Here is a 22,188-nt window from a genome sequence, read left to right on the forward strand (position 1 = left end):
ATCGCTTCACGAGCCGGCCTCCGGCTCGTCGAGGATCTGCAGGTGCTCGGGCCGCACGATGCGGGCGGCCACGGCGTACTCGACCAGGCGGGCGCGACGGTTCGTGGCGAGTTTGCCCGCGCCGCCGCGCAGGCCCTTGACCCCGGCCGCGGAGAACTTGTCGCAGACGTTGTCGAGCTTGCGGTTGAAGGTCGTGATGGGCCAGCCGAGACGCTCGGCCGCCTTGGCGTTGCTCGGGAGCTCGCTGATGCCGGTGCCGGCACGCCGCAAGGACCCCTCGGCGAGGGCCAGGATCAGGCGGAACTGCGTCGGCGTGAGCTCGACGGCCCCGAGGGTGTGGTCGCCGGGCGGCTGGTCGAGCTCCTGGTGCGGGCTCACGACGAACGTCGGTGCGGCGCTGTGCACGTTGACCTCGTAGGTCGTCTCCCCGGCCGTGAACAGCACGGCGAGGTCGGGCAGGACGACGGGCACCTGGGAGCCCGGGCCGACGACCGACTGCAGCGTGCCGGCCTCACCCGTGACGGTCAGGGAGAGACGCGTGCCCACGTTCGTGATCCACCAGAAGCCACCCTCGTGACGCAGGTCGACCAGCTGGCGGTGCAGGTAGGGGTTGTCCTCGTCGACCACGAGGTCGCCCTCGCGGCCGATCGTGAAGGACTCCCCGACCGCGACGTCGTACTCCTCGCCGCAGAACTCGACCGTGAGGCGCGCGCCACCGGGACCCACGTCGTCGCCGTCGACGTCGTTCGACGTCACGTCGTCGTCCGCGCCCCCGTGTCCCGTCACTTCGCGTCCTGTTCCTGTGCTGCTCGTGCCTGATGGTCCTGCACCCTGGTTCGTCGCCATCGTCCCCCGATGGTCATCGTGATCTTCCCCCGGCCGCTCAGCTCGCGCAGACCGGACCGGAGTCCTCGACCGGCGACGTCCGTCCGTCGGCGCGCTTGACCATGACGACGATGCACGTGGCTCCGGTCGCGTCGGCCCGGATGCTGAGCATCGGCTCGAGCACCTCGTTGGCGGTCTCGAGCTGTCCGGCACCCGCGCGCATCCAGACGTAGGTGTCGCCGTCCTCGGGGTCGGGGTTGCTCCAGGTGAAGACCGCGAGCCCCTCCTGGAGCCGGCCGTCGAGGTCGGTGGGAGCCTGCGGGGCGTCGCCCACGATCTCGGTGGGGTCCTGGCGCTGGCCGTCGTCGAGGTCATCGGTCTGGTCGCGGTCCGAGGAGGTGCCGCCCAGCAGGGCCACGGCCACGAGACCACCGATCACGAGGAGGGCCACGAGCCCGCCGATCCAGGGCCAGGGCGAGCGCCGCTCGCGCTCGGCCTCCGGGGCCGTCGTGGTGGCCGGTGAGGCGGCCACCGGGGCCAGGGCGGACGCGACGTGCCACGGGATGCCGTCGTCGGTGCTCGTCGGCGGCGCTGCAGGTCGCGGTGCCGGGGCCAGCGGGCCGGGCGCGCCGACCGGGCGGGCGGGCTGCGGCGGGTAGGGCTGACGAGCGACGTGCCCGGGCGGCGCCGGGGCCGGCGTGCTCGGTGCTGAGGAGTGCGGGGCAGCCGGGACGGGCGGACCCGCCGGCACGGGGCGCACGTGGGTGCGGTCGTCGAAGTCGGTGATGACGACCGGTCGCAGGCGGGTGCCCTCGGGCTGCGCCTCTTCCCTCGCCTGGGGCTCGACGACCGCGACCGGCCGCACCTGCGTGCGATCGTCACCGTTCGGCGTGGAGGGAGTGGTCGCTGCCGAGGCGTCGAGCACCTCGATGCGCGTGGGCGGCTCACCCAGCTCGAGCTGCACGTCGTACAGCGCCGAGGCCAGCGCGAGTGCCGACGGCTGGCGCGCCTCGACGTCCTTGCTCATCGCGGTCATGAGGATGTGCGTCAGGGAGTCCGGGACGTCGCCGCGATTGATGCGGGCCGGCTGCTGGCGCTCGATCCGCGTCATGAGGGTCGCGTTGTCGTTCGCCGCACCGGGGACCTCGAAGGGCGAGCGTCCGGCGAGCAGCGTGTAGAGCGTCGCGCCGAGCGACCACACGTCGCTGCGGACGTCGGCCGGCGGGTCGTCGCCGAAGAACTCCGGCGGCGACCACGGGACCGACACACCCGTCGCGCCGGTGTCGGTGTCATGCGTCGTGGCCGCAATGCCGAAGTCGGTCAGCATCGGCGACCCGTAGGCGCTGGTGAGGATGTTGTGCGGCTTGATGTCGCGGTGCAGGATCCCGGCCCGGTGGGCCGTCTCGACCGCGCTGCAGAGCCGGACGCCGATCTCGAGCGTGTCGGGCACCGAGAACCGCTCGGCGCGGTACCGCGCGGCGAGGTTGGGCGCCGGGCAGTACTCCATGACGAGGTACGGACGGCCGTCGTCGCTGACGCCGGCCTGGAAGATCGAGACGATCGACGGGTGGTCGGAGAGCTGGGCCATGAGATTGGCCTCGGCGTGGAAGACGTCGCGCTCGGCCGCCTGCACCGCCGACTCCAGCAGCACCTTGACCGCGACCTGGCGGTTGAGGCCGTCGCGGTAGAGGAAGACGTCGGCGAAGCCACCCTCGCCGATGTGGTCGACGAAGGTGAAGCCCGCGAGACGGGGCGGGTTGCTGCGCAGGCGGGTCACGAGGCGCCCCCGGAGATCGACAGCGTGATCGTCAGGTCGTCGGAGAGGCGCAGGACGGAGCCGTCAGCCGCGTCGGTGGGGACGTCCCTCACCAGTACCCCCTCCGTGCCCCCGGGCGGAGTCAGCGTCGTGCCGTTGGTCGACACATCGGTCACGAGCACGGTAGCCGCGGCCACCGCGATCTCCAAGTGGGTGCTGGACACGTACGGGTCGTCGACCACGACCAGCTGGGGCAGGGCGGCGCCGGTGACGGCGGTCGAGCGCGGGCTACGTCCCACCAGGGCTCGGCCGGTGACGTCGTACGTCTCTCCCGTGCTGAGGCCGAGCGTCACGGACGGACCCGGACGCGACGGGCGCCCGGCCGCCGATCCGGGGCGCCGGGGCAGGCTGCGGCGCGCGACGGTGTGTCCGTCGTGGTCACCGGTGTCGGGGGTCATCGGGGCGGGCTCGACGCTCCTCGACGGCGTCGGATCGGACGGGTGGGCAGCGGACTCCTCCGAGTCGCCGTCCTCCGGGTCGGCCTCGATCGGCCGCACGGCGGCGTCCTCGGGACGACGCCCGGGCACGGTGACACCGAACATCGCGTCGAACTCGTGCTCGTCGGGCTCGATGATCGTGGCCGGCGAGTCGGGCGCCTCAGCCGGACGTCTCGACGCCGGCACCGGGTCCGGGTCCGGCGCGGGATCCGCCTCGGTCACCGGCGCCGCGACCGACTCGGGATCGGGCGTGGAGGGGGCCTCGGTCGTGGAGGCCGTCTCGGGGACCTCCGCGCGGGCCGGGTCGGCCACGTCCTCGGCGACCACGCGGTCGGTCACGAGCCAGTGCACCTGTGAGGCACGGACCACGCCGGACCCGATCGGCAGCCGGGGCGTGGTCGGGGACTCCCCGTCGTCGGTGCGGTCATCACCTGCTCGGAGCACGACGGCGTCGACCTCCGAGCGCGGCCACGAGCGCTCGGACCACGTCGTGACGCCGTGTCCCTCCAGGACCTCACCGGCGATCTCGACGCGGTGGCGTCCGCGCACCAGGACGCGGACCTCGTCGCCCTCGACGACGGTGCAGGCGAAGTCGGGGACGGTCGACCAGCCACCGGCCGTGAGGGCCTCGACGATCCCCGGCACCTTGAGCGGCTCCTCGAGGAGCGCGGTGAGCGTGGCCTCCTGGCCGGGGTCGGTCACGATGACGCCCACGCCCGTGACCAGGGCGAGGGCGTCTCCGGAGTGGTACCAGCGGCCGGTCACGGGGCGGCCCTCGTCGGTCGCCCCTCGTGCCGGGCCGTTCGAGGCGGGACGCTCATGCGTGGCTCCGGGCCTGCGGGACCGTGTCGACCTCGGGATCGCTGCGGTGACCGAGCGTGTCGGCCTGCGACAGGACGTCGCTGCCGATGACGTCGATCACGATCGCGGTGACGTTGTCGTGACCGCCGGCCTCGACCGCCGCCGCCACGAGACGGGCGGAGGTGACCGCCGCCGAGGCCCCACCGCGCAGGATGCGCTCGATGCGGGCGTCGTCGAGCTCGCCGGTGAGCCCGTCGGAGCACAGGAGCAGGCGCGTGCCGCCGCGGGCCGGCATCAGCGTGAAGTCGGCGGCGGCGTCGTCGACGGCCCCGATCGCCCGGGTGATGACGTGCCGGTCCGGGTGCACCCGGGCCTGGCGCTCGTCGATCTCGCCGGCGTCGATCATCTCCTGGACGAGGGAGTGGTCGTGGCTCACCTGCTCCAGCCGCTCGGGCGTGAGGAGATAGGCGCGAGAGTCACCGATGTTGACCAGCAGCCAGTACCCGCGCCCGCGCTCGACGACGTAGACGGCAGCCACGACGGTGGAGCCGGGCGCCGTGACGGGAGAGGTGGCGAGGGCGGCGACGGCCGCGCGGGACGACTCGAGCACCCGCTCGATGTCGGGCGCGGTGACGTCGTCGCGACCGGAGAGCTCGGTGAAGGCCTCGATCACGAGACGGCTCGCGACGTCACCCGCCGCGTGACCGCCCATGCCGTCGGCGACGACGTAGACGGGCGGGCTCACGAGCCAGGCGTCCTCGTTGTGGCTGCGGACCGCACCCTCGTGGGTCGATCCGGACGCGACCAGCGTGACTCCCGCCGACACGATGTCCGGCGTCCACGTCACTGCGGTTGTCTGCGTCACCCGATCCGCCCTCCCGGTCCGTTCCTGCCCAGATCGATGGTCCCGGCCGCCCGGTTCTCGAGGGAACCGGCGCATGACCCGAGGGCCGCAGGATACGTCGCGCACCACGCTACGAGCGAGTCGAGCGCCCACGCCATGGGGAGCGCTCCCCGCCCGCCGTCGTGCGAGGGGTCCGGCGTCAGACCCGGAGAGAGTAGAAGACGCTGTGCGGATCGAGCGCATAGTCGCTAAACGGGCCCACCGGCACGAAGCCGTGGCGCTCGTACAGCCGGCGTGCCGGCGCGAAGTGGTCCTGCGTGCCGGTCTCGAGGCTGACCCGGACGAATCCGCTCCTCCGCACCTCGTCGAGCAGGTGCCGGAGCACCACCTGACCGACCCCACGGCCCCGAGCGGCCACCGCGGTGCGCATCGACTTGATCTCCGCGTGGCGGTCGCCGAGGTGCTTCACGGCGCCGCACCCCACGAGGGCGTCGCCGTCGCGTGCGGTCCAGAAGGTCACGCCGGCGGCGCGGAGCGCGTCGACGGGCAGCGCATGGACGCTCTCGGCCGGGCTGGTGGCGCGCATCTCGGCGAGGTGCTCCTGCAGCAGGGCCAGGACGTCCTCGCGGCCGAGCTCACCCGCCGTGAGCCGGAGCGGGACGCCGGGCACGGTCACGGTCACGGACTCAGAGCGCGAGCTGGACGCGGACCACGTCGGCGAGGTCGTCCGCGACGCGCGACGCCTCGTCGGCCGTGGGCGCCTCGACCATGACGCGCACCAGGGGCTCGGTGCCCGACGGTCGCAGCAGCACGCGTCCGCGGCCGGCCAGGGCACCGGAGGCGGCGGCGACGGCACCCTGCAGGACCGGGTCGGAGTCACTCCGGGTGCGATCGACGTCCGGCACGTTGACGAGCACCTGCGGCAGGCGGGTCATGGCGGTGCCCAGGTCGGCCAGGGTCCGGCCCGTGGCCCGCATGCGCGCGGCCAGGTGGATCGCCGCCAGCACCCCGTCGCCCGTGGTGGCGTGCTCGGCCATGATGACGTGGCCCGACTGCTCACCGCCCAGGGCGAAGCTGCCGGCCCGCATCGCCTCGAGCACGTAGCGGTCGCCGACCGCCGTCCGCACGCACACGATGCCGGCCCGCTCCATCGCCTGCACGAAGCCGAGGTTGCTCATCTGCGTGACCACGACGGTGCCACCCGTGAGCGTGCCGGACTCCTGCGCCGCGAGGGCCAGGATCGCGAGGATCTGGTCGCCGTCGACGAGCTCGCCGTCGGCGTCGACGGCCAGGCAGCGGTCGGCGTCGCCGTCGAAGGCGAAGCCCGCATCGGCACGGTGCGCGACCACGGCGGCCTGGAGGCCCTCGGGGTGGGTCGAGCCGGCGGCCTCGTTGATGTTGGTGCCGTCCGGCGCCGCGTTGATCGCGACGACCTCGGCCCCCAGAGCCGCGAACGCCTCGGGCCCGACCTCGTAGGCGGCGCCGTGCGCGCAGTCGAGCACGACCCGCAGGCCGTCGAGGCGCACCGGCGACGTGCGCACCAGGTGGCGGACGTACTCGCCGAGTCCGGCGTGGCTGTCGCCAACGCGGCCCACGGCGGCCCCGGTCGGACGGTCCCACGGCTCCTCGAGGCGGTCCTCGATCTGCCGCTCGATCGCATCGTCGAGCTTGTGGCCGCCCCGGCCCAGGAACTTGATGCCGTTGTCGGGCATCGGGTTGTGGCTCGCCGAGATCATGACGCCCATGTCGGCGTCGAGGTGCTGCGTCAGGAACGCGCAGCCCGGCGTGGGGACGACCCCCAGGCGGTGCACGTCGACGCCGGCCGAGGCCAGGCCCGCGACGACCGCGGCCTCGAGGAACTCCCCCGAGACCCGGGTGTCGCGGGCGACCACCGCGGTGGGTCGGCTGTCGGCGAAGGCTCCCCGCTCGCCCAGGACATGGGCGGCGGCGACCGCGAGGTCGACGGCCAGCTCGGCCGTCAGGTCGCGGTTCGCGAGCCCCCGAACGCCGTCGGTTCCGAAGATCCGACCCACGCGCGGATCAGCGCTTGCTGTACTGCGGAGCCTTGCGGGCCTTCTTGAGACCAGCCTTCTTGCGCTCCTTGATGCGCGAGTCGCGCGTGAGGAGACCGGCCTTCTTGAGGACCGGGCGGTTGGCCTCCTCGTCGATGCCGTTGAGCGAGCGGGCGACGCCGAGACGCAGCGCGCCGGCCTGACCCGTCATGCCGCCACCGGTGACCCGGGCGACGACGTCGAAGGCGTCGGCCAGGCCGACGGCCGTCAGGGCCTCCTTGGCGATCTGCTGGTGCAGCTTGTTCGGGAGGTACTCCTCGAGCGGCTTGCCGTTGACGGTCCAGACACCCGTGCCGGGCACGATGCGCACGCGGGCGACGGCCTCCTTGCGGCGACCGGTGGCGGCGCCGGGGGCCACGACGGCCGGACGATCGGTGGCCGAGGCGGAGATGCCGCTCGACTCGGAGGTGTAGACGCCGGAGGTCGGGACCTCGAGCTCGGTGTCGGTGGTGCTGTCAGCCACGGTGGTCTGCTCTCTCGTGCTCACTGGGAGATCTGCGTGATCTCGAACGGCTGGGGCTTCTGGGCGGCGTGCGGGTGGCTCGGGCCGGAGTAGACCTTGAGCTTGCTGATCTGCGCACGGCCCAGACGGTTCTTCGGCAGCATGCCGGTGACCGACTTCTCGATGGCCTTGCGGGCGTCCTTCTCGAGCAGGTCGCCGTAGGAGATCTGCTTCAGGCCGCCCGGGAAGCCGCTGTGGCGGTAGACCTGCTTGTCGGTGCGCTTGGCACCGGTCAGCGCCACCTTCTCGGCGTTGATGATGATGACGAAGTCACCACCGTCGACGTGCGGGGCGAAGGTCGGCTTGTGCTTGCCACGCAGCAGCGTGGCAGCCTCGACGGCCAGACGGCCCAGGACGACGTCCTGGGCATCGATGACGTGCCACTGACGGGTGATGTCAGCGGGCTTCGGGCTGAACGTGCGCACGGCGTGACCTTCTCGTTCTGGAGCTGGTGGAAAACGAGGCATGGAACCTCGAGGAGAATCTGTGGTCGTCACCCGCGTGTGGATCATCGGTAGCGATCACCGGGCACGACGACGTCCAAGACTAACCGCCGGAGGACTCCCGGGTCAAAACGACGGCTGGCCGCAGCACCCCCGGGACGCAGACCTCGTCAGGCGGGGCTAAGTTGGATGTCGGAAGCGTCACACCCCGGCGCACGTCGTACGTCACAGGAGACCCATCGTGACCGAGAAGAACACCCTGACCGTCCGCGACAACCGCTCGGGCGAGGAGTACGAGGTCGACATCGCCGACGGCGCCGTCCGCGCGACCGACTTCAGCCAGATCGGCAGGACCGAGGACTCCCCCGGACTGGCGGTCTACGACCCCGGCTTCACCAACACCGCGTCGACCCGCAGCGCCGTCACCTACATCGACGGCGACAAGGGCATCCTCGAGTACCGGGGCTACCCGATCGAGCAGCTGGCCGAGAACTCGACGTACCTGGAGGTGGCCTACCTCCTGGTCAACGGCGAGCTGCCGAACCAGAAGCAGCACGAGCAGTGGGTGCACGACATCACGTTCCACACCTTCGTGCACGAGAACCTCAAGAGCTTCATGCAGGGCTTCCGCTACGACGCGCACCCCATGGGTCAGCTGCTGTCGAGCGTCGGCGCTCTGTCGACGTTCTACCCCGAGGCCCGGAACATCAAGGACCCCGAGATCCGCATGGCGCAGGTCGTCCGCCTGATCGCCAAGATGCCGACCCTCGGCGCCTGGTCGTTCCGTCACGCGCAGGGCAAGCCGTACGTCTACCCCGACAACGACCTGTCGTACACCGAGAACTTCCTCTCGATGCTGTTCAAGATGAGCGAGCGCAAGTACGACGCCGACCCGCGCCTCGTGAAGGCCCTCGAGGTCCTGTTCATCCTGCACGCCGACCACGAGCAGAACTGCTCGACCAACGCGGTGCGCTCGGTGGGCTCCAGCCAGGTCGACCCGTACTCGGCGGTCAGCGCCGGCATCGCGGCCCTCTTCGGCCCGCTGCACGGTGGCGCCAACGAGGCCGTGCTCCGCATGCTCAAGCGCATCAAGACCAAGGACAACGTCCCGGCGTTCATCGAGGGCGTCAAGAACGGTGAGGAGAAGCTCATGGGCTTCGGTCACCGCGTCTACAAGAACTTCGACCCCCGTGCCACGATCATCAAGAAGGCCGTCGACGACGTCTTCGAGGTCACGGGCGTCAACCCGCTGCTGGAGATCGCGCAGGAGCTCGAGAAGATCGCGCTCAACGACGAGTACTTCATCAAGCGCAAGCTGTACCCGAACGTCGACTTCTACTCGGGCCTGATCTACGAGGCGCTGCAGTTCCCGCCGGAGATGTTCACCGTGCTGTTCGCGATCCCGCGCACCTCGGGCTGGCTGGCGCAGTGGATCGAGCTCGTCGACGACCCGGAGCAGAAGATCGCCCGCCCGAAGCAGATCTACACGGGCGCACGCACGCTCGACTTCGTGCCGGCGTCGCAGCGCTGGGCCTGAGCACCGTCCCACCACCCGAGCGGTGAGTGGGTGACCTCCGAGCCGTGCGGAGGGGTCACCTGCTCACCGCTCGCGTGCGTCCGGGTCACTGACCGGACCCCGCCGGCGGCCGACTACCGTGGACTCCCGTGAGACTGCGGATCGACCTGGCCTACGACGGCACTGACTTCGCCGGCTGGGCGACCCAGCCGGGACAGCGCACCGTCCAGGGTGACCTCGAGGCCGCTCTGGCCAGGATCCTGCGGCTGCCCCAGGAGCCCACCGTCACCTGCGCCGGACGCACCGACGCCGGGGTCCACGCGCGCGGCCAGGTCGCGCACGTCGACCTCGACACCCACCCCGGTGTCCTCGAGCGACGCCTGCGCCGCTACCTGCCGTCCGACATCCGCATCAAGGCGGTCACGGAGGCCCACCCCGACTTCGAGGCACGCTTCGCCGCCACCGAGCGCCGGTACGTCTATCGGATGACCGACCACCCGGCCGGGCCCGACCCGCTCGCCCGCGGCATGATCGTCGCCCACCCGAGGCCGCTCACGGTCGACCTCATGAACGAGGCGGCCGAGCACCTGCTGGGCCAGCACGACTTCGCGGCCTTCTGCCGCAGGCGAGAGGGCGCCACCACGATCCGGACGCTGCTCGCCCTGCGCACCGTCCGCGGCGGCGAGACGATTGCGACGACCGTCCGGGCCGACGCCTTCTGCCACTCGATGGTGCGTTCGCTCATGGGCTGCCTCGTCGCGGTCGGCGAGCGCCGGTTCCCGCCGGAGTTCGCCGCCGAGGTGCTGTCCGGGAAGGTCCGTGACGGGCGGGTCAAGGTCATGGAGCCGCACGGACTCGTGCTGGAGGAGGTCGTGTACCCCGACGACGCCGGCCTGTCCGCCCGGGTCCGCGAGTCGCGCCGTCGCCGGGACGAGTGACGTGCCCCGGCTCCTGAGCGCGGGCATCCTGCTGCACCGTCGTCGCGACGGAGTCACCGAGGTCCTCCTCGGCCATCTGGGAGGTCCGTACTGGGCGCGCCAGCACGAGCGGGCGTGGTCGATCCCGAAGGGCGTGGTCGAGGACGGCGAGGAACCGGTCGACGCGGCCCGGCGGGAGTTCACCGAGGAGCTCGGCGTCCCGGTCCCGGACGGCCCGCTCGTCGACCTCGGGAGCGTGCGGCAGTCACGCAAGGACGTGCGCATCTGGGCCCTCGAGGGCGACCTCGACCCGGGTTCCATCGAGCCCGGCACCTTCGAGATGGAGTGGCCGCCGCGCTCCGGCCGCACGATCGTGGTGCCCGAGCTGGATCGCGTCGCGTGGTTCGACCTGGAGACGGCCGCCACGGTCGTGGTCGCCGCCCAGGCCGAGCACCTGCAGCGGCTCGCGGCACTGTCAGACTGATCCCATGGCCAGTACCTGGGACGAGGTCGTTGCCTTCGCGACCGGGACGTTCCCCCAGACCGAGGAGTCGACCTCCTGGGGCAACCCCTCGCTCAAGGTGAAGGGCAAGATGCTCTGCCGGCTCCGGCTCGAGAAGGAGGCGCACGGAGCCCTGGCGCTGAAGTGCTCCCCGGAGGACAAGGAGGCTCTGCTCGCCAGTGACGACTCGGCCTTCTTCACCATCTCCCACTACGACGGCTACCCGTACGTGCTGGTCGACCTCACGCGCGTCGAGGTCGACGAACTGCACGAGCTCCTGACCGACGCCTGGCTGCTGGCTGCCCCCGTGCGGGTCCGGCAGGAATGGGAGGCCCAGCGGTGAGGCGCCCGGCCCTGGTCCTGGTCGTCGCCCTGCTGGGCTCGCTGCTGACCGGCTGCGCTGGTGGGTCGGGCGAGGACGACCTCGAGCTCCCTCCCGTCGGCGCCGTCGTCGACTACCAGCTCGGCGGGCCCTACGAACCGGCCGACGACGTCGACGTCGTGACCCGGGACAGCTCCTCGGTGCCCGATCCCGACCGCTACTCCATCTGCTACGTCAACGGGTTCCAGACCCAGCCCGGTGGGGCGCGCGACGTCCTCGTCGACCAGCACGGGATCGACCTGCTGCTGCAGGCCGACGGGCAGGACGTCATCGATCCCGGGTGGCCGGGCGAGACCCTGTTCGACACCTCGACGGCCCAGAATCGCACCGCACTGGCCGAGGTCGTCGGCGACTGGATCCGCACGTGCGCCAGCGATGGCTTCGACGCCGTGGAGATCGACAACCTCGACAGCTGGACCCGGTCACGCGGCCTGCTGACCCAGGACGACGCCGAGGCCTTCGCGCGGCTCCTGGTCGACGCGGCGCACGACGCCGGGCTGCCGGTCGCGCAGAAGAACAGCGCCGAGGTCGACGGACCCGCCCTCGGCTTCGACTTCGCCGTCACCGAGGAGTGCGCGGTCTACGACGAGTGCGACGACTACACCGCGATGTACGGCGAGCACGTGATCGAGGTCGAGTACACCGACAACGGGCGCGAGGCGTTCGACGAGTCCTGCGCCGACGCCGCCGGGGACCGGTCGATCCTGCTGCGCGACCGCGACGTCGTGCCGGACGACGACCCCGCCTACGTCTTCGAGCACTGCTGAGAAAGACTGGACCGGTGGCCGACCACTACTTCTCCCGGACCCCCGGGGTCGCGGCACGCCTGCGCGAGGTCGAGATCGAGCTCGGCGGTCGGCGCCTCGCGATGCGCACCTCGTCCGGCGTGTTCTCCGGCGACGGGCTCGACCACGCCACACGCCACCTGCTGCAGCGCCTCGACGACGAGGCCCCCTCCTCCACCCACCCCGCGCCCGCCCGCGTGCTGGACCTGGGCTGCGGCTGGGGCCCGATCGCGCTCGCGCTGGCGGCACACTGGCCGGCCGCCGAGGTGTGGGCCGTCGACGTCAATGAGCGCGCGTTGGAGCTCACCGAGCGCAATGCCGAGCGCCACGACCTGCCGGTCACGACCTCGCTTCCCGAGGACGTCCCGAGCGACCTGCGCTTCGACGCGATCTGGTCCAATCCGCCGATCCGCATCGGCAAGCAGGCCCTGCACGAGCTGCTCCTGCTCTGGCTCGAGCGGCTCGCCGACGATGGCAGCATGACGATGGTCGTGGGCCGCCAGCTCGGGGCCGACTCGCTGCAGCGCTGGCTCGACGAGCAGGGCTGGCCCACCGAGCGCCTCGGCTCGGCCAAGGGCTTCCGCCTCCTGCGCACCCGCCGACCCGCACCCACGCCCGCTCCCTGAGGTGCGAGGCGGCCCCCGGCCGAGCTCGACGGGTCACCCGTCCACGAACGACCAGGGCCCCGCACCGGTCAACGGTGCGGGGCCCTGGTCGTCAGGCGGGGTGGGAGTCACTCCTTGGCGGAGGACTCCTCGTCGGTCGCGTCGGCCTCGGTGGCCTCCGCCTCGGCCGGAGCCTCGGTGGTGGTCTCCTCGGGCGGCGTCTCGCCCTCGGTCGACACAGCCTCGTCGGTCACGGTCTCGTCGCTGGTCTCCTCGGCGGGAGCCTCCTCGACGGACGCGGCCTTCGGGGCCGTCTTGGCCTTGGGGGCCTGGTTCTGCGCCGCGAACTCCTGGGCCTCGACGATCTCGATCACGGCCATCGGGGCGTTGTCGCCCTTGCGGGGGCCGAGCTTCGTGATGCGCGTGTAGCCCCCGGGACGGGTGGCCATGGCCGGCCCGATCTCGGTGAACAGGGTGTGCAGGACGCTCTTGTCACGGATGACCTTGACGACCAGGCGGCGGTTGGCCACCGTGTCGGTCTTGGCCTTGGTGATGAGCTGCTCGGCATAGGGACGCAGACGGCGGGCCTTGGCCTCGGTCGTCGTGATCTTGCCGTGCTCGAACAGCGACTGCGCCAGGTTGGCCAGGATCAACCGCTGGTGCGCGGGGCTGCCGCCGAGGCGGGGACCCTTGGTGGGGGTAGGCATGCGTTACTCCAGGTGGGATGCGGCGGGCCGTCGGCTCGCCGGGGGGCTCAGTACTGCTCGTCCTCGGCGAACGAGGCGTCCTCGTCGTCGAAGGCGACGGCGGTCGGGTCGAAGCCGGCCGGGCTGTCCTTCAGGCCCAGACCCATCTCGACCAGCTTCTCCTTGACCTCGTCGATCGACTTCTGCCCGAAGTTGCGGATGTCGAGGAGATCCTGCTCCGAACGGGTGATCAGCTCACCGACGGTGTGGACGCCCTCACGCTTGAGGCAGTTGTACGAACGAACGCTGAAGTCGAGGTCCTCGATCGGCAGCGCGAGGTCGGCGGCGAGCTGCTCGTCGACCGGCGAGGGACCGATGTCGATGCCCTCGGCCTCGACGTTGAGCTCACGGGCCAGCCCGAACAGCTCGACCAGGGTCGAGCCGGCCGACGCGATCGCGTCGCGCGGCAGGAGCGAGCCCTTGGTCTCGACGTCGATCACGAGCTTGTCGAAGTCGGTGCGCTGCTCGACACGCGTGGCCTCGACCTTGTAGGTGACCTTCAGCACGGGGCTGTAGATCGAGTCGATCGGCATGCGACCGATCTCCTCGTCGCCGGTCTTGTTCTGCACGGCCGTGACGTAGCCACGACCGCGCTCGACGACGAGCTCGATGTCCAGACGGGCCTTGTCGTTGAGCGTCGCGATGTGCAGGTCCGGGTTGTGGATCTCCACATCGGCCGGCACCTCGATGTTGGCCGCCGTCGCGGCCCCCGCGCCCGAGGCGCGCAGGTACATGACGACGGGCTCGTCGACGGTCGAGGAGACCACGAGGCCCTTGAGGTTCAGGATGATCTCGGTGACGTCCTCGGTGACCCCGGGGACCGTCGAGAACTCGTGCAGGACGCCGTCGATCTTGATCGACGTGACGGCCGCACCCGGGATCGAGCTCAGGAGGGTGCGACGCAGCGAGTTGCCGAGGGTGTAGCCGAACCCGGGCTCGAGGGGCTCGATGACGAACCGCGAACGGAACTCGTCGACGACCTCTTCGGACAGGGTGGGGCGCTGGGCGATCAGCATGGTGATTCCTTTCCGGGACAACCGTTATATGAGGCCCGGGTCGGTGGGATGACTACTTCTTCGAGTAGAACTCGACGATGAGCTGTTCCTGGATCGGAACGGTGATCTGCTCGCGGATCGGGTTCTGGTGCACCAGGATCCGGCCGCGGTCGGGCGACACGTCGAGCCACGCGGGCACGGTGTCGGCGTCGTGGGTCTCGCGAGCGACGATGAACGGCGTCGTGTTCAGGCTCTTGGCCTTGACGTCGACGATGTCGAACTTGCTGACCTGGAACGACGGGATGTTCGTCTTGACGCCGTTGACCAGGAAGTGACCGTGGTTGACGAGCTGACGGGCGTGGCGGCGCGTGCGGGCCAGGCCCGCGCGGTAGACCACGTTGTCGAGACGCGACTCGAGCAGCGTCAGCAGGTTGTCACCGGTCTTGCCGGGACGACGCGAGGCGAGCTCGTAGTAGTTGGCGAACTGCTTCTCGAGGATGCCGTAGGTGTAGCGCGCCTTCTGCTTCTCCTGCAGCTGGGTGCGGTACTCGGACTCCTTGATGCGGGCGCGGCCGTGCTGGCCGGGCGGGTAGGGACGACGCTCGAAGGCGGCGTCACCACCGACGAGGTCGACGCCGAGGCGACGCGACTTCTTGGTGAGAGGACCGGTGTAACGGGCCATGGTTCAGTGCTCCTGGAATTCGTGGGTCGAGCTGGGACTGGAAAGTCTCAGAGACGACGGTGCTTGGGCGGGCGGCAGCCGTTGTGGGGGCTGGGGGTGACGTCGGAGATCGTGCCGACCTCCAGGCCGACACCGCTCAGGGAGCGGATGGCGGTCTCACGGCCCGAACCCGGACCCTTGACGAAGACGTCGACCTTCTTCATGCCGTGCTCCTGGGCCTGACGCCCAGCAGCCTCGGCCGCCATGCCGGCCGCGAACGGCGTCGACTTGCGGGAGCCCTTGAAGCCCACGGTTCCACCGGACGCCCAGGCGATGACCGCGCCGGACGGGTCGGTGATGGTGACGTGCGTGTTGTTGAACGTGCTCTTGATGTGGGCGTGGCCCTGAACGACGTTCTTCTTCTCCTTGCGGCGCACCTTCTTGGCGCCAGCGCTCTTGGGAGGCATCAGCGAATCACTTCTTCTTTCCGGCGACAGTGCGCTTCGGACCCTTGCGGGTGCGCGCGTTGGTCTTGGTGCGCTGGCCGCGGACCGGCAGGTGAGCGCGGTGACGACGGCCCTGGTAGCTGCCGATCTCCATCTTGCGACGGATGTCGGCAGTCACCTCACGACGGAGGTCGCCCTCGGTCTGGTAGTTGGCCTCGATGTGGTCACGGAGCGCGACGAGCTGGTCGTCGGTGAGCTCGTGGACCCGGAGGTCGCCGGAGACGCCGGTGGCGGCGAGGGTCTCGGCGGCGCGGGTGCGCCCGATGCCGAAGATGTAGGTGAGTGCGATCTCGAGGCGCTTCTCGCGCGGGAGATCCACTCCGATGAGGCGTGCCATGTGCTGGCAGTTCCTTTCGGTACGGCGAAGGTGTGGTCATCCGCGGCGCCCCGATTGCCTCCCGGAAGCCTCTCGTCCACAGGTGTGGGGAGCAGGGTGTTCCGGAACCGGGCCCCGGCCTTCGCGCCGGGGGTCGCACCCGGGAGTGGTCCCGGGTGAGCCGTCAGATGTTCAGTCGTGCTGGTGAAGAAGAAAGCGGGTCTGCGTCAGCCCTGGCGCTGCTTGTGCCGGGGGTTCTCGCAGATGACCATGACGCGTCCGTGGCGACGGATCACCTTGCACTTGTCACAGATCTTCTTCACGCTCGGGTTGACCTTCATGGAGAAGCCCTTTTCTGAACGTGATTGTCGGTTATGCAGTTGTGGCTGGGCACCGAGGTGCCCGGGTGGAGCGTCAGGCTCGACGCGTCACTTGTAGCGGTAGACGATGCGCCCACGGCTGAGGTCGTACGGCGAGAGCTCCACCACGACCCGGTCCTCGGGGAGGATCCGGATGTAGTGCTGGCGCATCTTCCCGCTGATGTGAGCGAGCACCTTGTGCCCGTTCGTCAGCTCGACGCGGAACATCGCGTTGGGGAGAGCCTCCACCACCGCGCCTTCCATCTCGATGACGCCTTCTTTTTTCGCCATGACCTCTGCTTCTCGGTTGCTTCGTCTGGTGGCCCGGACATGCGGAAATCCGCCTGGACAGGCCGACTCGCAAGTCTACGCCCGTACGGCGTCGGTCACCAAATCGTCACCCCCGGTGGTTGAGGTGCGAGTGCCGCCTGCGGCGCGAGCCTCGAAACCTTGGGTCACCTGCGCTCGAACCTGCGGAAGGTTTCGAGGCTCGTCGCCAGAGCTCCTCACACCTCAACCACCGGGACGAACGGTCCGACACCACTCCTAGCCGACGAGCCGCGCGCCCCCGCGATCAACCACCGGTGGAACGCCGCACCACGCTCGAGCCAGTCGGCCTCGACCCACTCGTTCGGGGCGTGGATCGAGTCGCGCTGCGACCGGCTCATCTTGAGCGGGCTGAAGCGGTACACCGAGTCGCTGATCCGGGTGAAGTGACGACTGTCGGTCGCGCCGGTCTGCACGTACGGCACGACGCGAACGGTCTCGCCTGGCGTCTCGAGTGCCGCGATCGCGCGGCCGAGGTGGGCCCACGCGGCGTTGTCGGTGCGGGAGACCGGTGGCGGGTCGTTGCCCTCGACGGCCTCGATCTCGACGTCGAGCCCCTTCAGCAGGCGGGTGAGCCGAGCTCGCAGCTGCTCGCGGTCGTCGCCCACGGCGAGACGGACGTTGACGACCGCGCGGGCCTCGGTCGCCAGCACGTTGTCGGCCGGAGATCCGCTCAGACGGGTCACGGCCATCGTGGTCCGCACCATCGAGCTCGTCTCCTTGCTCACGCGGGCGAGGACCTCGGCCACGGGCCGACGGGCACGCCGCGCCTGCCCCAGTGCCAGCCGGACGGGCAGCGGCATGGACTCGGCCACGACGTCGAGCATCTGCAGGACGGGCTCCGAGAGCGACGGCGGCGCGGGACTCTCCTCGAGCCGCACGATCGCCCGCGCCAGCTGGGCCGTGGCGCCGTTCGGCGACGGGGTGGAGGCGTGGCCTCCGCCACCGCGGGCCACGAGGTGCACGTTGGTCACCCCCTTCTCGACCGTGGCCACCATCGCGCTGAGGCCGGTCAGCCCGGGCAGCGCGTCGTCGACCACGGCCCCACCCTCGTCGGACACGAGCCAGGGTCGCACTCCGAGCGACGCCAGGTGGTTGACGACCTGCCGCGCCTCATGGCCCTCGACCTCCTCATCGGCGCCGAAGCAGAGCCAGACGTCGTGCTCGGGGACGTGCCCGGCAGCGAGCAGGTGCTCGACGGCCTCGGCCACACAGACGAGCGAGCCCTTGTCGTCGAGCGTGCCGCGACCGTGCACGACCGATCCCGTGGGTCCGTCGACGATCTCACCGGAGAACGGGTCGCGGTCCCACTGCTCCGCCGGAGCCGGGACGACGTCGTAGTGCGCCATGAGCACGATCGGATCGGCCTCGGTGCGCCCGGGCCACCGGAAGAGGAGGGACCCGAGCGGGAAGGTCGTGAGCTCGAGCTCGGCGTGCAGCCGCGGGTACAGCCGCGCGAAGGTCTCGCGGAAGCGCGCGAACTCGCGCTCGTCACGCTCGTCCGGCGCCGACACCGTGCGGCACCGCACGAGCTCCGCCAGGCGTCCGGCGGCCTCCCGGGCGCTCACGCGGCCACCGGCGTCTCGGCCTCAGCGAACGCGAGGCGCGGCACGAACGTCAGCAGGACGGCCGCGATCACCGCCGTGGCCGAGCAGACGATCCAGACCGTGTAGTAACCGCTCAGCGAGGCGGCGGTGTCACCCGTGGCGCCCTGGGCCAGTGCGACTCCGAAGACGCACGACGCGATGGCCCCGCCGATCGTCTTGGTCGTGTTGGTCAACCCGGTCGCGACGGCCGTGCGCCCCTCCGGTGCGGCAGCCGCGGCGGCGGCCGGCAACGCGGCCACGAGTGCCCCGGCGCCCAGGCCCGCGACGACCATGCACGCCGCCACCGTCGGCACGGTGCCGTGCGCAAACACGAGTGCCCCGTAACCGGTCGCCACGAGCGAGGCGGCCCCGATCAGGCAGTTCCGCGGGCTGAACCGTTGACTGATGCGCGCAAAGGCCAGGGCTCCCACCAGCAGCGAGAGCACGTAGGCGCCGATCAACGGTGCCACGGTGGACGAGGTGAGACCCAAGCCGAAGCCGTACTGGTCCGGATCGGTCTGCGCGAACGTCGACAGCGGGATCTGCGCTCCCAGCACGCTGACGCCGAACAGCAGCGCGGTGACCTGCACGGGCCACATGGACGGCCGGCGCATGACCCGCAGGTCGACGAGCGGGTCCGGGGCGCGCAGCTCCCACCGGCCGAACGGCAGCAGCAGGGCCAGGCCCGCCGACATGGCGAGCCAGGGCCAGACCGAGCCGACGCCCTCGGTGCGGACGAGCGACAGGCCGCCCGTGACGAGCAGCAGGCTCGCGCTCACGAGCAGCAGGCCGCGGCGGTCGAGACTGCCGTGCTGCACCACGTGCTCGCGGTCGATGGCGACGTGGATCACCACGACGACCCCGGTCGTGAGGAGCGCCGGGACGGCCAGCACGATCCAGATCGGCTCGAAGGCTGCTGCGGCGGCACCGGCCGAGAGCGCACCGGCGATGGCACCCGCCTGCAACGCGGCCACGATGACGCCCGTCGCCTTGCGGGTCGCGGCCGCCCGGTCAGCGATCCCGAGGCTGCGGCGGTAGATCAGGGCGACCTCGAGCGGCAACCAGACCGTGAAGACGCCCTGGAGCGCCCAGAACACGAGGTACGTCGCGAACGACGACGACAGCGCGACACCCCACGTCGCGACCGCGGTCAGCACGGCCGACCACCACAGGACCCGTTGGTGCCCCACGAGGTCACCGAGCTTCGACAGGGCCGGCACGCACAGCGCCGAGAGCAGGAGCTGCGCGGCCTCGAACCAGTTGACGTCGGCGTCGTTGATCGAGAGGTGGCGGGCGATGTCCGAGGCGAGCGGCGTGTAGTAGCCCTGCAGGAAACCGCTCACGAACTCGACGAAGACGAGCGCCCCGACGAGCCCGGCCCCGATCGAGGTCGCGCGGGTGGTCGAGGTCACCTGCCGAGCGTACGACGACGGCGGACCACGACGCCGGCTCAGCCGCAGGCGCAGAGCGTGATCGAGACGATCTCGTCATCGTCGACGCCCAGGCGGAAGCTCGTGGCCGCCCCGGCGTCGGCGCTGACCAGGAGGTCGCCGTCGGGCCCCGGCCGCGCGGGGCCGTAGAGGAGCTCGGCATCGGCCCTCGAGTCGCCCACGGCCAAGCCGTCGATCGTGCGCACGTCGGGCGTCGCGACCGTGATGGCCGTGACGAGCCCGTCGGTCAGCTGCAGCGTGGCATCGTCGATCTCGAGCTCGACCACCCCGCGCGACCGGATGGTGGGCAAATCCTCGTCCACCGCGGCCGCCACCTCGTCGATCGTGGAGCCGAGCGCGATGCCCCGGAACGACGTGCTGCCCAGCGCCTGGGCCGACCACCCCGAGTTGAGCGCGGCCGAGAGGCGCGTGCCCAGCAGGGTGGAGGTCGCCGCTCCGAGGGCCTTCCCGCCGCCGGCCGTCGCGATGCAGTCCAGCTGCTCAGCCGCCGCCGGGTCCGACTCCGTCCGGAAGCCGATCGTGCTGACCGTCAGCTCCGGGTCCGCCGCGTGCAGCTCCTGGGCCGCGAGGCACGGATCGACGCCGAGCCCGTCTGGCGCGCAGGTGTCGAGTCCGTCGGACACGACGACGACCTGTCGCGGACCGGTCTTCGGCAGCAGGTCGGCCGCCGTCTGCAGGCTGAGCCCGATCGGGGTGTAGCCGCTCGGCTGCAGCTGCGCGAGCACGCCGGCGACGTCGCGCTGACCTCGCGGCGCGACCTCGCGAGCCACGACCACGTCCTGGCAGCCAGCCACCTGCTCGGCGTCGCTGGACCCGGTGCCGCTGCCGTAGACGACCAGTCCGACCTCGTGCCCCCACGGCAGGAGGGTCACGACCTCGGTCACCGCGGCCTTCGCGGCCTCGAGCCGCTGGCCGGGTGCGTCCTGCGTGACCATCGAGCCCGAGGCGTCGATGACGACGACGGTGGGGACGGCGGGCGCCTCCTGGGCCGCCGAGACCGGCATCGGCGCACTGAGGTCGCGCGAGCGGTCCGGCACGGGTGCGGTGCCGTCGCGCCGGTCGCTCCCGCCCGCGCACGCCGCGACCAGCGCGCCGAGCAGGGCGAGCGACCCGGCGACGCGACCCACCTGCCCCTGCATGGCTCGAGGCTACGTCGTCGCGCTCACGGCGCCATCGGGACTTCTCCCCATCGTCAGCCGAGCCGGGGCGCCGGCAGGGCGCCGCCGCGCTCGACCAGGCGCGAGAGCACGATCGCCGTCTCGGTGCGCTCGACGTTGCGGGCCGCGTTCCGCAGCCGCTCGAGGGCGTCCTCGAGGTGCTGGACGTCGCGGGCCACCAGGCGCACGATCGCGTCGGCCTGGCCCGTGACCGTCGCGGCGTCCTGCACCTCCGGGATGGAGGCGAAGGCCTCCCGCAGCTCGTCGGGACCGATCGTGCCCTGGCAGTGGAGCTCGACGTACGCCTCGGTGCCCCAGCCCAGGTGCTGCGGGTCGAGCACCGCGGTGAACCCCCGGACGACCCCGTCGGCCACGAGCCGGTCGATGCGTCGCTTGACGGCCGGGGCGGAGAGCCCGACCCGCTCCCCCACGACGGCCAGGCTCGCGCGGCCGTCGTCGAGCAGGGCCTCGACGATGCGTCGATCGATGGTGTCCATGTGGCCATCGTCGCACGTGTGCAAGAAATCGCGGCGCTGACGTGTCCTGCGCAATGGATCACCGGACGCACGTCGAGTTTCGGCTTCGTCAATCATGAGGGCGACCTTCTAGCATGGATTTGTTGCGCACGGTCCCACCCCGACCGAGCCGACGTCCCGGGACCGGCGTCCCATCGGCCACGACACCCGAGGTGACCACCATGACCGTGCTCGACCCCCAGCTGGCCCGGCCGATCGGCCGTCGCACGAAGCCCGTCCCCGCGCCGCTGCGCGTCCGCCGCACCCGCGACTACGTCATGTGTCGGCCGACGGAGTTCGCCGTCGAGTACGCGATCAACCCGTGGATGGATCCGAGCCGCCCCGTCGACCGCGGTCGCGCGATGCGTCAGTGGGAGGCGCTGGTCGAGACGTACCGTTCCCTCGGCCACGTGGTCGAGGTCGTCGAGCCACTGCCGGCACAGCCCGACATGGTCTTCGCGGCCAACGGCGCGCTCGTCGTGGGGGACGTCGCCTACGGGTCCCGGTTCCGGTATCCCGAGCGGGCCGCCGAGGCGGGAGCCGTGGCGACGTGGCTGCGCGGGCGGGGCATCGACGTCACGCCCGCGTCGCACCCCGCCGAGGGCGAGGGCGACTTCCTCGTGCTGGGTCATGTCGTGCTGGCCGGCACCGGTTTCCGCACGAGCCTGGCCGCGCACGTGGAGGCGGCGACCATCATCGACCGGCCGTTCGTCACGCTCGAGCTGGTCGACCCGGCGTTCTACCACCTCGACGTGGCCCTGGCCGTGCTCGACGACGGGCGCGGCAGCGCCTCCGCCGACATCGCCTACTACCCCGGCGCCTTCAGCCCTCACAGCCGCCGCACCCTGCGCGAGCTGTTCCCGGACGCCCTCCTCGTCAGCCGCGACGAGGCACTCACGTTCGGCCTGAACCTCGTGAGCGACGGCCTGCACGTCGTGATCCCGCAGGAGGCGGGGTCCATGGCCGACCGGCTGCGCCAGCGCGGGTACGTCCCGATTGCCGTCGAGCTCGACGAGTTCCGCAAGTCGGGCGGCAGCGTCAAGTGCTGCACGATGGAGCACCACGCCTGACCTGCGCATTCTCGACCGAATCCCGTGAGTCGCGACGCGCGAGCAGCCCCAC

26 protein-coding genes are annotated in these 22,188 nt (G+C 71.2%); 7 read left to right on the forward strand and 19 right to left on the reverse strand.

Annotated elements, in window-relative coordinates; translation table 11 throughout:
* Nucleotides 1–6: 6 nt before the first annotated feature.
* The 8 genes from V6S66_RS12440 to rplM form a co-directional block, all read right to left on the reverse strand.
* On the reverse strand, nt 7–786 hold the full coding sequence (locus V6S66_RS12440) for a hypothetical protein (RefSeq protein WP_334207058.1): 780 nt from the start codon (nt 784–786) through the stop codon (nt 7–9).
* Between the two features lie 97 nt (nt 787–883).
* Nucleotides 884–2,602, reverse strand: coding sequence for a serine/threonine-protein kinase (locus V6S66_RS12445; protein ID WP_334207059.1), 1,719 nt, complete (start codon nt 2,600–2,602; stop codon nt 884–886).
* Entirely contained in the window at nt 2,599–3,843 is a 1,245-nt protein-coding gene (locus V6S66_RS12450; RefSeq protein ID WP_334207060.1) for an FHA domain-containing protein, read from the reverse strand. Before V6S66_RS12450 ends, V6S66_RS12445 begins: the two co-directional genes overlap by 4 nt.
* A 52-nt stretch (nt 3,844–3,895) precedes the next feature.
* Nucleotides 3,896–4,726, reverse strand: a complete 831-nt coding sequence (locus tag V6S66_RS12455; protein WP_334207061.1) for a PP2C family protein-serine/threonine phosphatase — start codon at nt 4,724–4,726, stop codon at nt 3,896–3,898.
* A gap of 196 nt (nt 4,727–4,922) precedes the next feature.
* Entirely contained in the window at nt 4,923–5,405 is a 483-nt protein-coding gene (locus tag V6S66_RS12460; protein ID WP_334207062.1) for a GNAT family N-acetyltransferase, read from the reverse strand.
* A gap of 4 nt (nt 5,406–5,409) precedes the next feature.
* Nucleotides 5,410–6,756: a phosphoglucosamine mutase gene (glmM, locus tag V6S66_RS12465; protein WP_334207063.1), complete on the reverse strand. Its 1,347-nt coding sequence runs from the start codon at nt 6,754–6,756 to the stop codon at nt 5,410–5,412.
* A 7-nt stretch (nt 6,757–6,763) separates the two neighbouring features.
* Nucleotides 6,764–7,258: a 30S ribosomal protein S9 gene (gene rpsI, locus V6S66_RS12470; protein ID WP_334207064.1), complete on the reverse strand. Its 495-nt coding sequence runs from the start codon at nt 7,256–7,258 to the stop codon at nt 6,764–6,766.
* Nucleotides 7,259–7,278: 20 nt separating this feature from the next.
* Nucleotides 7,279–7,722, reverse strand: a complete 444-nt coding sequence (rplM, locus tag V6S66_RS12475; RefSeq protein WP_334207065.1) for a 50S ribosomal protein L13 — start codon at nt 7,720–7,722, stop codon at nt 7,279–7,281.
* A 259-nt stretch (nt 7,723–7,981) separates the two neighbouring features.
* On the opposite strand from rplM, the gene V6S66_RS12480 reads away from it, so the two are divergent.
* The 6 genes from V6S66_RS12480 (at nt 7,982) to V6S66_RS12505 (ending at nt 12,468) form a co-directional block, all read left to right on the forward strand.
* Entirely contained in the window at nt 7,982–9,277 is a 1,296-nt protein-coding gene (locus V6S66_RS12480) for a citrate synthase (protein ID WP_334207066.1), read from the forward strand.
* 128 nt (nt 9,278–9,405) lie between these two features.
* A complete protein-coding gene (gene truA, locus V6S66_RS12485; RefSeq protein WP_334207067.1) occupies nt 9,406–10,194 on the forward strand; it encodes a tRNA pseudouridine(38-40) synthase TruA in 789 nt (262 codons plus the stop codon).
* A gap of 1 nt (nt 10,195) precedes the next feature.
* Complete coding sequence (locus V6S66_RS12490; protein WP_334207068.1) at nt 10,196–10,657, forward strand: NUDIX domain-containing protein; 462 nt, start codon at nt 10,196–10,198, stop codon at nt 10,655–10,657.
* A gap of 4 nt (nt 10,658–10,661) precedes the next feature.
* A complete protein-coding gene (locus V6S66_RS12495; protein WP_334207069.1) occupies nt 10,662–11,018 on the forward strand; it encodes an MmcQ/YjbR family DNA-binding protein in 357 nt (118 codons plus the stop codon).
* Nucleotides 11,015–11,824 carry an endo alpha-1,4 polygalactosaminidase gene (locus tag V6S66_RS12500; protein WP_334207070.1) on the forward strand — a complete coding sequence of 270 codons (810 nt, stop codon included), beginning with the start codon at nt 11,015–11,017 and terminating at the stop codon, nt 11,822–11,824. The genes V6S66_RS12495 and V6S66_RS12500 overlap by 4 nt, the downstream gene beginning before the upstream one ends.
* A gap of 14 nt (nt 11,825–11,838) precedes the next feature.
* Nucleotides 11,839–12,468, forward strand: coding sequence for a class I SAM-dependent methyltransferase (locus V6S66_RS12505; RefSeq protein WP_334207071.1), 630 nt, complete (start codon nt 11,839–11,841; stop codon nt 12,466–12,468).
* A 107-nt stretch (nt 12,469–12,575) separates the two neighbouring features.
* On the opposite strand, the gene rplQ is transcribed toward V6S66_RS12505, so the two are convergent.
* From rplQ to V6S66_RS12560, 11 genes are all read right to left on the reverse strand, one after another.
* Nucleotides 12,576–13,154 carry a 50S ribosomal protein L17 gene (gene rplQ / locus V6S66_RS12510; protein ID WP_334207072.1) on the reverse strand — a complete coding sequence of 193 codons (579 nt, stop codon included), beginning with the start codon at nt 13,152–13,154 and terminating at the stop codon, nt 12,576–12,578.
* A gap of 47 nt (nt 13,155–13,201) precedes the next feature.
* A complete protein-coding gene (locus V6S66_RS12515; protein ID WP_334207073.1) occupies nt 13,202–14,209 on the reverse strand; it encodes a DNA-directed RNA polymerase subunit alpha in 1,008 nt (335 codons plus the stop codon).
* A gap of 52 nt (nt 14,210–14,261) precedes the next feature.
* Complete coding sequence (rpsD, locus tag V6S66_RS12520) at nt 14,262–14,870, reverse strand: 30S ribosomal protein S4 (protein ID WP_334207074.1); 609 nt, start codon at nt 14,868–14,870, stop codon at nt 14,262–14,264.
* Between the two features lie 47 nt (nt 14,871–14,917).
* On the reverse strand, nt 14,918–15,316 hold the full coding sequence (rpsK, locus tag V6S66_RS12525; RefSeq protein ID WP_229051855.1) for a 30S ribosomal protein S11: 399 nt from the start codon (nt 15,314–15,316) through the stop codon (nt 14,918–14,920).
* Between the two features lie 7 nt (nt 15,317–15,323).
* On the reverse strand, nt 15,324–15,692 hold the full coding sequence (gene rpsM / locus V6S66_RS12530; protein WP_290581810.1) for a 30S ribosomal protein S13: 369 nt from the start codon (nt 15,690–15,692) through the stop codon (nt 15,324–15,326).
* A gap of 206 nt (nt 15,693–15,898) precedes the next feature.
* On the reverse strand, nt 15,899–16,012 hold the full coding sequence (gene rpmJ, locus V6S66_RS12535) for a 50S ribosomal protein L36 (protein ID WP_008361054.1): 114 nt from the start codon (nt 16,010–16,012) through the stop codon (nt 15,899–15,901).
* 87 nt (nt 16,013–16,099) lie between these two features.
* A complete protein-coding gene (gene infA / locus V6S66_RS12540; protein WP_023647000.1) occupies nt 16,100–16,321 on the reverse strand; it encodes a translation initiation factor IF-1 in 222 nt (73 codons plus the stop codon).
* A 215-nt stretch (nt 16,322–16,536) separates the two neighbouring features.
* On the reverse strand, nt 16,537–17,925 hold the full coding sequence (locus V6S66_RS12545) for a M20/M25/M40 family metallo-hydrolase (protein WP_334207075.1): 1,389 nt from the start codon (nt 17,923–17,925) through the stop codon (nt 16,537–16,539).
* Nucleotides 17,922–19,355: an MFS transporter gene (locus V6S66_RS12550; RefSeq protein WP_334207076.1), complete on the reverse strand. Its 1,434-nt coding sequence runs from the start codon at nt 19,353–19,355 to the stop codon at nt 17,922–17,924. The genes V6S66_RS12545 and V6S66_RS12550 overlap by 4 nt, the downstream gene beginning before the upstream one ends.
* 38 nt (nt 19,356–19,393) lie before the next feature.
* Nucleotides 19,394–20,533, reverse strand: coding sequence for a vWA domain-containing protein (locus V6S66_RS12555; protein ID WP_334207077.1), 1,140 nt, complete (start codon nt 20,531–20,533; stop codon nt 19,394–19,396).
* 53 nt (nt 20,534–20,586) lie between these two features.
* Nucleotides 20,587–21,048, reverse strand: a complete 462-nt coding sequence (locus V6S66_RS12560; RefSeq protein WP_334207078.1) for an Lrp/AsnC family transcriptional regulator — start codon at nt 21,046–21,048, stop codon at nt 20,587–20,589.
* A 200-nt stretch (nt 21,049–21,248) separates the two neighbouring features.
* Between V6S66_RS12560 and ddaH the strand changes: the two genes are divergently transcribed.
* Complete coding sequence (gene ddaH / locus V6S66_RS12565; RefSeq protein WP_334207079.1) at nt 21,249–22,136, forward strand: dimethylargininase; 888 nt, start codon at nt 21,249–21,251, stop codon at nt 22,134–22,136.
* Nucleotides 22,137–22,188 lie beyond the last annotated feature (52 nt).

The sequence above is a fragment of the Aeromicrobium sp. Sec7.5 genome, assembly GCF_036867135.1.
In the GTDB taxonomy this organism is placed as follows: Bacteria; Actinomycetota; Actinomycetes; order Propionibacteriales; family Nocardioidaceae; genus Aeromicrobium.

Coding starts and splice junctions, on each gene's coding strand:
- V6S66_RS12495 (WP_334207069.1), top strand. CDS start 10,662: ATGGCCAGTACCTGGGACGAGGTCGTTGCCTTCGCGACCGGGACGTTC.
- rpsK (WP_229051855.1), bottom strand. CDS start 15,316: ATGCCTCCCAAGAGCGCTGGCGCCAAGAAGGTGCGCCGCAAGGAGAAG.
- rpsD (WP_334207074.1), bottom strand. CDS start 14,870: ATGGCCCGTTACACCGGTCCTCTCACCAAGAAGTCGCGTCGCCTCGGC.
- V6S66_RS12555 (WP_334207077.1), bottom strand. CDS start 20,533: ATGCAGGGGCAGGTGGGTCGCGTCGCCGGGTCGCTCGCCCTGCTCGGC.
- rplQ (WP_334207072.1), bottom strand. CDS start 13,154: ATGCCTACCCCCACCAAGGGTCCCCGCCTCGGCGGCAGCCCCGCGCAC.
- rpmJ (WP_008361054.1), bottom strand. CDS start 16,012: ATGAAGGTCAACCCGAGCGTGAAGAAGATCTGTGACAAGTGCAAGGTG.
- V6S66_RS12515 (WP_334207073.1), bottom strand. CDS start 14,209: ATGCTGATCGCCCAGCGCCCCACCCTGTCCGAAGAGGTCGTCGACGAG.
- infA (WP_023647000.1), bottom strand. CDS start 16,321: ATGGCGAAAAAAGAAGGCGTCATCGAGATGGAAGGCGCGGTGGTGGAG.
- V6S66_RS12560 (WP_334207078.1), bottom strand. CDS start 21,048: ATGGACACCATCGATCGACGCATCGTCGAGGCCCTGCTCGACGACGGC.
- rpsM (WP_290581810.1), bottom strand. CDS start 15,692: ATGGCACGCCTCATCGGAGTGGATCTCCCGCGCGAGAAGCGCCTCGAG.
- ddaH (WP_334207079.1), top strand. CDS start 21,249: ATGACCGTGCTCGACCCCCAGCTGGCCCGGCCGATCGGCCGTCGCACG.